The sequence below is a fragment of the Flavobacterium sp. SH_e genome (genome assembly GCF_025717045.1).
Lineage (GTDB): Bacteria > Bacteroidota > Bacteroidia > Flavobacteriales > Flavobacteriaceae > Flavobacterium.
In genome coordinates this window covers 42,503-55,375 of record NZ_JAOVZN010000008.1, presented here as the reverse complement: position 1 = coordinate 55,375, position 12,873 = coordinate 42,503, and the positions used below count along the sequence as shown (strand labels likewise).

Sequence of the window (12,873 nt, the reverse complement as noted above, 5' to 3'; positions counted from 1 at the left end):
GGAGTATCTTTGAATTTAAAAACGAATATCTTGAAATCGATACTTTTTAAATCAGTTTTCTTCTTTTTCATCGCTTTACAACTTCAAGCACAAGAATTACTTCCATTTGTCGAAAATTACAGTAAATCAGATTATCAGGGCGATAATCAGATCTGGAATGTGGTACAAGGAAATGATGATGCCATGTATTTTGCTAATAATCATTATTTATTGCGTTACGACGGCGTAAAATGGGAAAAATATACACTTCCAAATAAAACTATTATCCGATCAATTCTGATTGAAGGTGACAAAATCTATTCTGGCTCGTATAAAGAATTTGGTTATTGGTATAGAAAAGACGGAACAATGCATTATGTTTCGATTACTAAAAACCTTAGATTATTTGATGAAAAAGATAACGAAGAAATCTGGAAGATCTTTCGATTCAACGGATCACTTTATTTTCAATCCTTCAACGATGTTTTTATTTATAATGGAAAAACGATTAAAAAAATTAAGTTTCCGTTTCTGATCTCGTATTGTTTTGGCGTAGATCAGAATTTATACGTAGCATCTGTACAGGACGGAATTTTTAAAATGAATGGGAATCATATTGCTAATCCTAAAGGATGGAATATTTTAAAAAACACTGTTGTTCATGCCATAGAGAAATATCAAAACAAGACTTACATATTTACACAAAAAAAAGGAGTTTTTATTGTAGAGAAAAATGGTTTAAAAAACTGGGAACATCCAATAAATGAAACTTTAAAATCGGCAACAATCAATGTGGCAAAATTTGTCAAAAATGACAAGCTGATTGTTGGAACTGGAAATCGTGGAATTTTCATTTTAGATTTAAAAAACAATTCCTATAAAAATATCGAACGCGATAATGTTTTAATGAACAATTCAGTTTTGAGTATAGGATTGGATAGAGAAAATGATCTCTGGGTTGGTTTAGATAACGGAATTGCTCATGTTGAGGTTAATTCTCCTATTTCTTTCTTTTATGATAATTCAGGGCTCTTAGGTTCTGTGTATGCTGTGGCGGCAATTAATAAAGGTTACTTAATTGCTTCTAATCACGGTATTTTTGAATATAGTGCGGGAAAATTTAATATGATGCCTAATACCCAAGGACAGGGCTGGAATATTTCTCTAATTGACGGGAAATATATCATTGGCCACAATGACGGTACTTTTTCGTATGAAAATAATACTTTGACCAAGATAAATGGTGTCAGCGGTGGTTGGAATATGTCTAAAAGCAGTATCAATAATACTTATTTCCAATCGACATATAGTGGTATTCTGGTTTATGATGATCCTACGAATTTATCTCATTATAAAATAATAAAAGATCTTGCTAAACCAATTAAATATGTTGCCCAAAACAAGAAAAACGAAATTTGGGCTGCCGACAATTATCGAGGTTTGTATCGTGTTTTGTTGGATGATAATTACAATACTTTAAAAGTAGAAAATGTCACTCAGCAAAGTAAAATAAAGAATGATTTCGGAATTAAGATTTTTGAGTTTAGAAAAGAAATACTTTTCCTTATTAATAATTCTTGGTATACCTATAATTCAATTGCTAATAAACTGGAGCAAAATGACTTGTTTAATGCAAGTTTCAAGAATGTAACAGATGTTGTGTCTATTGATGAAGACCATTTTATGGTTTTGCAGAACGGAATCTTATACCATATTTATGCTCAAGGAAATAAATTTATCTGGAATATAATTCAAGAGAAATATTATAAAGGAAAGCTGATAAACGAAAATATAAGAATCTTCAAAAAAGACAACTATTATTTATTTAATCTAGATGACGGATTTATTTCGCTTAAGCTTGAATATGAAAACAAGCAAAATTCAAAAGTTGAAATAGAAGCGTTTAGTAATGATGTTTTAATTCCAAATGAAGAGAAAATAAAATTCAATACAGAATTAAAGATCCATGTCATTTCTGGAATTTACGGAGCAAGTAAACCAAATCTGTTTTATAAACTAGACAAGGAAAAAGATTTTATCCCAATTTCTGACGGATTAATTGTTTTGAATAATTTAATAAGCGGTTATCATTCTGTTGAAATATTTAAACACGATGGAGCAACTTATGACAAAGTTTCTTCTTATAAATTTAAAGTGGCAGAACCTTGGTATTTCTCTTTCTGGATGATTTTGCTTTACCTACTTGTTGTTGGTGTGGTTCTATTTATCTATTATAAATGGAATAAACTTCGTTATATGCAAAAACTAAAATTGCAAGGAGAAGAATTAAAGCATCAGCGAGAAATTCTAGAAATGGAATTGAAAAAAGAAAACGAGCTTAACATTCAGGAATATGAGAAACATATTTTAGAATTAGAATTACAAGCAAAATCTTCGGAGGTCGCAGGAAAATCTTTATCTATTGCGAAGCAAACAGAAATGATTGATAAAATTCAAGGCATTTTAGAAACAGAAAAAGATTTTGGCAAGCTTAAAAACGAAATTAAAAAAGCGATTAAGATTAATGAAGTAAATAAACACGAATGGGAAATATTTGAGACCAATCTGAATCAAATTCACAACGAGTTTATTATAAACCTTTCTAAGAAATATCCAAACTTAACTCCAAAGGATATAAAACTATGTGTTTATCTTAAAATGAACCTTTCTTCTAAGGAAATTGCCCCTATGATGAACATCTCTTTTAGAGGTGTAGAATTGCATAGATATCGCCTTAGAAAGAAATTAAACCTCACACAAGACGAAAATCTGTCAAAGTTTTTATTAAGTCTGTAAGATTTGATTTTATTTTTTACAGATTTTATATTTTTCATCATCATTTTTTACATAATTACGATACATCATTACTACATCATAATGATATGTTAAAGAAAATTAGTTAACATTTATAATGTTGATAATCATTAGTTTAACATCTTTTTTTAACACAATGATGTAGCTATGTTGTAGTGGTATTTGATGTACTACAACGTTGTAATTGCTTAATTTGGCTCTACTAACTTAAACGATTACGTACTGTATGAAAAATTTTATTTTTAGCTTTTTAGCACTCTTGTTGCTGCCTACATATATGATGGGGCAGGCACAAGCAATTAAAGGAAAAGTAGTAGACAGCAGCGGAATGGGAGTTCCAGGAGCAATTATTAGTGCTCCAGAGTCCAGAACTTCTGCTGATGCTGACTTCGATGGTAATTTCACCATTAATGCAAAACCAGGAGAAATTTTAAAAGTTTCAATGCTTGGTTTCGACGCAGTTTCTGTTCCAGCAGCTGCAGGTATGTCAATCACTTTAAAAGAAGCTGGTGATACAGCTTTAAAAGAGGTGGTTGTAATTGGTTACGGTACCAGAAAGAAAATTGATAATACTTCAGCTATTACTTCATTAAAAGCGGAAGATGTTACCAAAACAAAAGTAATGAATGCTTCTCAGGCTATTCAAGGTAAAGCTGCTGGTGTTCAGGTAATTTCTTCGGATGTTCCTGGAAGTACACCTTCTGTAGTTATTAGAGGGCTAGGAACTGCATTAGGAGGAAGAAACCCTCTATATATTGTTGATGGTATGCCAACAGAAAACATCAATAATATTAATACAAATGATATTACTTCTTATGAAATTCTTAAAGACGCCTCTTCATTAGCAATATATGGTACGAGAGCTGCAAATGGGGTTATCATAATTACTACTAAAAAAGGTAAAGGCGATAAAGTATCTGTTGAGGTAGAAAGTTTTGCTGGTTTTAGAAAACCACTTAAAACAGTAAAAATGGCAAATAGTAGCCAGTATGCAGCATATACAAATGCAGCATTAGGAACTAATACATTTGCGGCAAATCAACCTTATTATACAAATTGGTTTGATGAAATTACAAGAACGGGTTCTTATACTCAAAATAACGTTTCAATTTCTGGAGCTTCAGAAAACATTAAATATTTTTTTAGTGCAGGAAATTATGAAGAAAAAGCAGTATTAGACGGTTTAAACTATGGACGTACAACTTTTAGAAATAATAACGAATACAAAATTTCTAAGAAAGTTACTATAAACCAGAATTTCAGCTTTACTTCAGCTAATTCTGCACCAAAACCATTAAGTGCATTTACAAATGCTTACAAACAAGCTCCAATTGTTCCAGTGTATTTTCCAACTGGACAATACGGAGTATCTTACGCAGATGCTAGCGGAGTTCCAAGTATATCGGGAACAAATCAATTTAACAATGTTGGTAACCCAGTTTCTCAGTTAAACTTTTATAATGAGCAACAAAGAAGTGTTACATTGCAAGGTGGTTTAAAATTAGATTGGGAAATTCTTGATGGTTTAAAATTCACATCTCAATTTAATGGTGAATTCTACACTTGGAAACAGTATAATTTTGAGGACACAAAAAATATCTGGTTGGCTGCTGATCCAAAACGTAATGCAGATGATTATCCAGAAACTTCAAACACTAATTTATTGACAAAAGGTAGAGAACAGTATTTTAACTGGAATTTATCAAACTACTTCACGTACAATAAAGTTTTTGCTAATATTCACGATATTGAGTTAACTGCTGGTATGGAGGTTTCTGTAAAAGGACCAAGAGAAACACTTACAGTAGTTAGAAAAAATGTAAACCCAAATTCTAATTACTGGGCTTTATATAATACTACAGATGGTAAAGGTGTAGATTACGCTGGTTCAGTAGTAAACTTATACAATGTAGTTTATAATGAAAGCAGATTAGCATCTTATTTTGGTCGTTTCCAATATAAACTGATGGATAAATACTTATTCACAGGTACAGTTAGACGTGACGGATCTTCAAACTTTAGCAAAGACTATCGTTGGGGAACTTTCCCATCATTCGGTGTAGGATGGGTTATGACAAAAGAAAGCTTTTTGTCTGATATAAAAGGAGTAGATTTAATTAAATTAAGAGGAAGCTGGGGTAAATTAGGTAACCAAAATGTACCTCTTAATAATCAAGCTTATAATTCAGGTCAAAATAGCTATTTAGGAGGTTCAATTTTATATGAAGGAACTACAATTTCTTCTCAAATCGATCCAAGTTTATCATGGGAGGTTACAGAAGAGACATCTGCAGGTATTGACTTTGAATTTTTGCAAAGTAGATTGAAAGGATCTTTTGACTGGTATAATAAAAATACAAACAATGTTATTTTAAATACTAAACCATATATCACTTCTGGAATTACTCTTGTAAGCCCTGCTCACATTGGAGAAGTTTCTAATAAAGGTTTTGAGGTTGCTTTACGTTGGGATGATAAAATTACTGATAATTTAAGCTATTGGGTAGGAGGTAACTTTTCTCATAACAAAAATGAACTTGCAAGTTTAAAAGATATCGAACTTTCGCAATTAGTTGGAGGTAATTTGGGTAATGGCCAAAACACAAAAATTCTTGATAAAACATCTGTAGGACAACCTTTAGGAAGTTTCTATTTGTATGAGTATGCTGGTGTAGATCCTAATAATGGAGATATGTTATACTATAACGCATCAGGAGCTAAAGTAACACAAGATAAATTAGCAGCGGCAACTGACAGAAAATACGCGGGTTCTATTTTACCTAAAAATAACTATGGTGTTACGTTAGGATTAAACTACAAAAACATCGATTTCTCTGTTGATGGTTATGGTACAGGAGGAGCAAAAGTTTACAATGGTAAAAAAGCGCAACGTTTTTCTGGAGAAAATATAGAAGCTTCACTGGCAACAGATTTCTGGACACCAACAAATACAACAGCATCTAATCCAGCACCATTTAATCAAGTTCCAGTTGCATCAACTTATTATTTAGAATCTGGAGATTTCTTTAGAATTAACAACATTACTTTAGGATATAAACTTCCTTTAAATGAGACAAGTTTTATAAACTATTGCAGACTTTATGTAAATGCTATTAATCCATTTATTACTCAAAAATTCTCAGGTTTTTCTCCTGAATTAAATGGAGATGGTAATCCTTACGGAACTCAAGGGATCGAGCTTGATGCTTATCCAACATTAAGATCTTTCGTTATAGGTGCTAATTTAAAATTTTAATATTATGAAAAAGATATATATATCAATGTTTGTATTATCAGCATTCTTTTTTACTGGATGTGCAGACGATTTTTTGGATGTTGATCAAACTCAGTCAATCTCGACAGATGATATCGAGTTGTTTAATAGTAACGACGGAGCGGCAACTTTTGTAACATCTATTTATAGCAAATTTTTAGATTGGGACATGAGTTCATTCGGATGGATTGGTTTAGCAAGTATCACTTCTGATGATGCAGATAAAGGATCTGACCCTGGAGATACAGGAACCGATAAAGATGTACTCGATGCTTTAACATATAATTCATCAAATCCATCAGCAGAAAGTACTTTTACAGCTCAATATGATGGCATCAATAGATGTAATCAAGCCTTAAATATTATTCCTAAACTTGATAAGGCAGATCCTGCTTTAAGACAAAGATTAATGGGAGAAGCTAAATTCTTAAGAGCTTTTATGTATTTTACTTTGGTTAAATGTTATGGGGGTGTTCCAATCGTAGACCATTTGCCAAATCCATCTTCTGTCGAAGATAAAAACATGTTGCTTACTCGTAAAACTGCTGCGGAAACTTATGCTTTTATTGAGCAAGATTTAAATGATGCGATAGCTGTTTTACCTCTTAAATCTGCTTATTCAGATAGCGAAAAAGCAAGAGTTTCAAAAGGTGCAGCTTATGCATTATTAGCAAAAGTAAACTTGTATCAAAAGAACTGGCAAAAAGTAGTAGATAATTGTGATTTAGTTACAGGATATGCATTAGCACCTGATTATGCTAAAATGTTTAGATTGGAAGGTGAAAATGATATTGAATCTATTTTTGAAATTAATGGAGTTGGATCTGTGCCAATTAAAGGAATTTCAGGATACTCAAATACTCAAGGTGTTCGAGGAGCTGGAGGTTGGGGCTGGGGCTTCAATACTCCTTCAAAAAGTCTAGTTGACGCTTATGAGGCTGGTGATGTTAGAAAAGCAGCTACGATTATTTTTAGAGGAACAACTTTATATGATGGAAGAGTTATTCCTTTATCTCCAACAGATTTAAATCAAGGATATAACTTTAAAGCATATTCTTCTCAATTTACAGATGCTTGGGAAACAGACGCAAATATCAAATATTTAAGATATGGTGAGGTTTTATTAATGAAAGCTGAAGCATTAAACGAATTGGGCCAAACTTCTGAAGCGATAGGTTTATTAAACCAAATTAGACACAGAGCTCAATTAGGAGATACTCCAGCAACTACTCAAGCAGCAGTTAGAACTGCAATCTGGAAAGAAAGAAGAGTAGAACTAGCTTTTGAGTTCGATAGATTCTTTGATTTAGTTAGAACAGGTCAAGCTGAAAGTGCTTTTGCTGCAGATGGAAAAGTATTTACAGTAGGTAAAAATGAATTATTCCCTATTCCGGCAATTTTCATTTCACAAGCGAATGGTTTGTCTCAACAAAACCCAGGTTACAATTAATACCACTACATATCACTTCCTTCACTTTGTTGAAGGAAGTGATTATTTTATTAAAATCTTAAATTTTTATAATGATTAGAATTTCAGTTTTATTTTTAGCATTTACTTTTTTTAGTTGTGGATCAAATGCTGATAAGTCAAAAGAAAATGTACAGGAAAATACTTCTGGCGTTACTGCATTAACAGATGAACAGCTTTTGGATGCTGTTCAAAAACAAACATTTAAATATTTCTGGGATTATGCAGAACCAAATTCTGGATTAGCTAGAGAACGTTATCATCCAGACGGAGTTTATCCTGAAAACGATTCTAATATTGTAACAACAGGAGGTTCAGGTTTCGGATTAATGGCTTTAGTTGCAGGAATAGATAGAGGATATGTGTCTAAAGAAGAAGGAGTAAAAAGATTAGACAAAATTGCAGATTTCCTTGCAAAAGCAGATCGCTTTCATGGAGCGTGGTCACACTGGATTGATGGAAATACAGGAAAAGTAAAACCTTTTGGAACCAAAGATAATGGAGGAGATTTAGTTGAAACATCATTTTTGGTATCAGGATTTATTACAGTTCGCGAGTATCTTAAAACTGGTAATGAAAAAGAGAAAGCAGTTGCTGCAAAATATGATGCTCTTTGGAAAGGTGTTGACTGGCAATGGTACACAAATCAAAAAAATGTCTTGTATTGGCACTGGTCTCCGAGTTATGCTTGGGAAATGAATTTTCCACTAGAAGGATATAACGAATGTCTTATTACGTACATAATGGCAGCGTCTTCACCAACGCATACAGTCGATGCAAAAGCATATCACGAAGGTTGGGCGAGAAGCGGTGGCATAGTTTCTTCAAAAACAAAATATAATATACCACTTATTTTAAAGCACAATGGTGCAGAAGAATTTGGAGGTCCGTTATTTTGGGCTCACTATTCTTATGTAGGTTTAGATCCAAATCAATTAACAGATAAATATGCTAATTATTGGGATTTAAATGTAAATCAGACTAAAATCAATTATCAATACTGCGTAGAAAATCCTAAGAAAATTGCTGGATATGGTCCAGAATATTGGGGACTAACAGCATCATATTCAAGAAATCCTGATGGTTCGATTGGATATAATGCACATATGCCAAGTAATGATCAAGGTGTAATTTCACCAACGGCGGCAATTAGTTCAATTGTTTATACGCCAAAGGAATCAATGACATTTATTCGCAATTTGTATGAAAACCATAAAGACAAAACTTGGGGAGATGCCGGTTTTTATGATGCTCTAAGTTTAGGTAATAAATGGGTGGCAAAACGTTATTTAGCAATTGATCAAGGTCCTGAAGTAGTAATGATAGAAAATTACCGTACAGGTTTATTATGGAAATTATTTATGAACGCACCAGAAGTAAAACAAGGTTTAACAAAACTTGGATTTAAATCTGGGAAATACGGCATTTAAAATTCTATGAAGAATACATTAGCATTTATATCACTGTTATTTTCTATAGTTGTTTTTGGGCAGAGTGAAACAACAGGAAAAATTAATACAGTTATAATGTCTAAATATGAGCTGGGATATGTTTTGCATCGTCCAGCAAATGTTAAGGAGAAGAAGCCATTAATTGTTTTTATTTCAGGAGATGGAGAAAAAGGAACTGATCTAGAAAAAGTAAAAATTAATGGTCCTTTAAAATATTTAAAAACTCACCAATTAGATGCTTATGTATTGGCTCCACAATGTAAGGAAGACGAAAATTGGGATATAGAATCAATTTATCAGCTGATCTTAAAAATTCAGAAAGAGAATAAAATTGATTCAGAAAGAATATATGTTACTGGTTTGAGCTCAGGAGGCTGGGCTTCATGGAATTTGGCTTTTGCACATCCAGATCTATTTGCCACAAATGTACCTGTCGCTGGTTTTGTAGATTTAATTCAGTTAGAACATGCTTGTGAAATAGCCAATATTCCAACCAGAATTTTTCACGGATTACAGGATAATGTGGTAAATGTGAATTATGCGATTACAATTTATAATGAATTGAAAAAATGCAATGCAAAAGATGTTAAGCTGACCATTTTTGATGATGCAAATCATGACAGCTGGACAAGAGTTTATGATAATAAAGAAATCTACGACTGGATGTTTCAGCAAAGAAAAACGAATACAAACAAATAAATAGAATAGAATGAAAAACAAATTAGTCTTACTTTTTTTAGGATGTGCTATTTTGGGTTATGCTCAAAAAAAGCCAGCTAAAAATACAGTGAAAATTAAACCAAAGTCTGAATTTGTGGCGGAATTAATGTCAAAAATGACTTTAGACGAGAAATTGGGTCAGTTAAACTTGCCAACATCTGGTGATATTACCACAGGGCAGGCAAACAGCTCAAATGTGGCAAAAAATATTGCTGAAGGAAAAGTGGGCGGTTTGTTCAACATTAAATCAGTTCAAAAAATTAAAGAAGTACAGAAAATTGCTGTTGAGAAAAGTCGTTTAAAAATTCCGTTACTTTTTGGTATGGACGTTATTCACGGTTACGAAACAACATTCCCAATCCCGTTAGGGTTATCTTGTACTTGGGATATGAATCTTATCGAAAGAAGCGCGCAAATTGCTGCTAAAGAAGCAAGTGCAGATGGAATTAACTGGACGTTTTCTCCAATGGTTGATATTTCTCGTGATCCAAGATGGGGGAGAGTTTCTGAAGGTTCAGGAGAAGATCCTTATTTAGGAGGCCAAATTGCAAAAGCGATGGTAAATGGTTACCAACAACATGATCTTTCTAAGAATAACTCAATTTTAGCTTGCGTTAAACACTTCGCATTATATGGAGCTCCAGAAGCTGGTCGTGATTATAACACGGTAGATATGAGCCATATCAGAATGTTTAACGATTATTTCCCTCCTTACAAAGCAGCTGTTGACGCTGGTGTAGGTTCGGTTATGGCTTCTTTCAACGAAGTTGATGGAATTCCTGCAACTGGAAACAAATGGTTAATGACAGATGTTTTAAGAAAACAATGGGGTTTCAAAGGATTTGTAGTAACAGATTTTACTGGAATTCCTGAAATGATTCCTCACGGAATGGGAGATTTACAGCAAGTTTCAGCTTTAGCATTAAACGCTGGTGTTGAAATGGATATGGTTGGAGAAGGTTTCTTGGGAACTTTGAAAAAATCTTTAGACGAAGGAAAAGTAAAAATCGAAACTATTGATAATGCTGTAAAACTTATTTTAGAAGCAAAATACGATTTAGGATTATTCCAAGATCCATATAAATATTGTGATGAAAAGAGAGCTAAAACTGAAATCTTCACAACAGACAGCAGAAAAGAAGCGCGCCAAATTGCAGCACAATCTTTAGTATTGTTGAAAAACCAAAACCAATTATTACCGCTTAAAAAATCGGGAACTATTGGTTTAATTGGACCATTAGCAGATGCTAAAGAAAACATGCCAGGAACTTGGAGTGTGGCTACAAAAATGGAAAATGCTGTTTCATTATTGAGAGGTATTAAAGAAGTTGCTGGAGCTGGAACGAAAGTTTTATATGCAAAAGGAAGCAATTTAGATTATGATGAAACTTTTGAAACGAACGCAACAATGTTTGGAAAAACATTACACCGTGATGCTCGTACAAAAGAAGAATTATTGGCAGAAGCTTTAAAAGTAGCAGAACAATCAGATATAATTGTGGCAGCTTTGGGAGAATCTGCAGAAATGAGCGGTGAATCTAGCAGCCGTACAAACTTAGAAATTCCGCAAGCGCAAAAAGATTTATTAAACGCTTTATTAAAAACAGGAAAACCAGTTGTTTTAGTTTTATTTGATGGACGTCCGTTAGTAATTACTGAAGAAGAAAAAACAGTTCCTGCTATTTTAAATGCTTGGTTTGCTGGTACAGAAGCAGGTTATGCAATTGCTGATGTTTTATTTGGAGATGTAAATCCTTCAGGAAAATTGACTTCAACTTTCCCAAGAAGCGTTGGACAATTGCCAATTTACTACGCACACAAAAATACAGGAAGACCGCTTTCTAACACAGAAGGTAAATTCGAGAAATTCAGATCAAATTATATTGACGAAAGAAACGAACCTTTATTCCCATTCGGATTTGGTTTAAGCTACACAACTTTTGATTATTCAAACTTGAAAATTTCTTCTGATAAAATGGATTCAAACGGAAAATTGAAAGTGACAGTTGATGTAACGAATACTGGAAATTTCGATGGAAAAGAAACGGTTCAATTATACATCAGAGATTTAGTTGGTTCAGTTACAAGACCAGTTAGAGAACTAAAAGGTTTCCAAAAAATAGCTCTTAAAAAAGGGGAAAAACAAACAGTAAGTTTTGATATTACTGTTGAAGATTTAAAATTCTATAACTCTGATTTACAATTCGTAGCAGAGCCTGGGCAGTTTGATATTTTCGTTGGAGGAAATTCAAATGCCGATAAGAAAGTTAGTTTTGAGTTAACTAAATAGTTGGTTTATTTGATTAGTGAAAAGCCCTTCGTTTGGAGGGCTTTTTTTCTAAGCTGAAGAACCTTTTTTGTAATTTTTTAACTACGTAATTATGAATACTTTTAAAATATTTAGCGCAGTATGTCTAATTGCCTTTTCATATTGCAATGCTCAAAAGAATGCAATAGTTGCACATAGAGGAGCTTGGAAAAAGAATAATCTACCAGAAAATTCTATTGCATCATTAAGACATGCAATCGATTTAAAATTGCCAGGCTCAGAATTTGATGTCTGGAGAACGGCAGACGATTCACTAGTAATCAATCATGATGCACATTACAACAAACTGCTCATTGAAGAAACAAATTATGCTGATTTGATAAAATTTAAACTTTCTAATGGAGAAAAGCTTCCAACCTTGCATGAATATATTTCAGAAGGAATGCGAAATAATAAACATACACTTTTGGTTTGTGAAATCAAACCTTCAGAAATAAGTAAAGAAAGAGGACAAAAAACTGCTGTAGCAGCAATCGAAACCATTAAAAAATTAAAAGCCAATAAAAACACCTGCTACATCAGTTTTGATTATGATATTCTAAAAAAAATCAGAGCAATAGATCCTAAAACTTCTCTGCAATATTTAGAAGGGAATAAATCTCCAAAAGAAGTAAAAGCTGATAAAATTAACGGCGTTGATTATCATTATTCTGTTTTTCAAAAACATCCAGAATGGATTCAAGAAGCAAAAGACAATAAAATTCTTCTGAATGCTTGGACTGTAAATGACGCAAAAGATATGGATTGGATTATCGATCATAAATTCAATTACATTACAACAAACGAACCCGAACTTCTAAAAGAAAGATTATAGGCAAAAAAATAATCTTTTAGACTT

7 protein-coding genes are annotated in these 12,873 nt (G+C 32.8%); all 7 read left to right on the top strand.

What is annotated here, in order from left to right; genetic code table 11:
• Nucleotides 1-30: 30 nt before the first annotated feature.
• The 7 genes from OD917_RS18320 (at nt 31) to OD917_RS18290 (ending at nt 12,849) form a co-directional block, all read left to right on the top strand.
• The gene (locus tag OD917_RS18320; protein ID WP_263524872.1) at nt 31-2,775 is read left to right on the top strand and encodes a LuxR C-terminal-related transcriptional regulator; all 2,745 of its coding nucleotides are present in this window, start codon (nt 31-33) and stop codon (nt 2,773-2,775) included.
• A 244-nt stretch (nt 2,776-3,019) separates the two neighbouring features.
• Complete coding sequence (locus OD917_RS18315) at nt 3,020-6,049, top strand: SusC/RagA family TonB-linked outer membrane protein (protein WP_263524871.1); 3,030 nt, start codon at nt 3,020-3,022, stop codon at nt 6,047-6,049.
• 4 nt (nt 6,050-6,053) lie between these two features.
• The gene (locus OD917_RS18310; protein WP_263524870.1) at nt 6,054-7,517 is read left to right on the top strand and encodes a RagB/SusD family nutrient uptake outer membrane protein; all 1,464 of its coding nucleotides are present in this window, start codon (nt 6,054-6,056) and stop codon (nt 7,515-7,517) included.
• 71 nt (nt 7,518-7,588) lie between these two features.
• Nucleotides 7,589-8,965, top strand: coding sequence for a glucoamylase family protein (locus OD917_RS18305; RefSeq protein ID WP_263524869.1), 1,377 nt, complete (start codon nt 7,589-7,591; stop codon nt 8,963-8,965).
• Nucleotides 8,966-8,971: 6 nt separating this feature from the next.
• Nucleotides 8,972-9,685, top strand: a complete 714-nt coding sequence (locus OD917_RS18300) for a prolyl oligopeptidase family serine peptidase (RefSeq protein WP_263524868.1) — start codon at nt 8,972-8,974, stop codon at nt 9,683-9,685.
• 10 nt (nt 9,686-9,695) lie between these two features.
• A complete protein-coding gene (gene bglX / locus OD917_RS18295; RefSeq protein WP_263524867.1) occupies nt 9,696-11,996 on the top strand; it encodes a beta-glucosidase BglX in 2,301 nt (766 codons plus the stop codon).
• Nucleotides 11,997-12,087: 91 nt separating this feature from the next.
• Nucleotides 12,088-12,849 carry a glycerophosphodiester phosphodiesterase family protein gene (locus OD917_RS18290; RefSeq protein WP_263524866.1) on the top strand — a complete coding sequence of 254 codons (762 nt, stop codon included), beginning with the start codon at nt 12,088-12,090 and terminating at the stop codon, nt 12,847-12,849.
• Nucleotides 12,850-12,873: the final 24 nt, after the last annotated feature.

Excerpts from the sequence above, each read along its gene's own strand:
- bglX (WP_263524867.1), top strand. The coding sequence starts at position 9,696 with ATGAAAAACAAATTAGTCTTACTTTTTTTAGGATGTGCTATTTTGGGT.
- OD917_RS18315 (WP_263524871.1), top strand. The coding sequence starts at position 3,020 with ATGAAAAATTTTATTTTTAGCTTTTTAGCACTCTTGTTGCTGCCTACA.
- OD917_RS18290 (WP_263524866.1), top strand. The coding sequence starts at position 12,088 with ATGAATACTTTTAAAATATTTAGCGCAGTATGTCTAATTGCCTTTTCA.
- OD917_RS18300 (WP_263524868.1), top strand. The coding sequence starts at position 8,972 with ATGAAGAATACATTAGCATTTATATCACTGTTATTTTCTATAGTTGTT.
- OD917_RS18310 (WP_263524870.1), top strand. The coding sequence starts at position 6,054 with ATGAAAAAGATATATATATCAATGTTTGTATTATCAGCATTCTTTTTT.
- OD917_RS18305 (WP_263524869.1), top strand. The coding sequence starts at position 7,589 with ATGATTAGAATTTCAGTTTTATTTTTAGCATTTACTTTTTTTAGTTGT.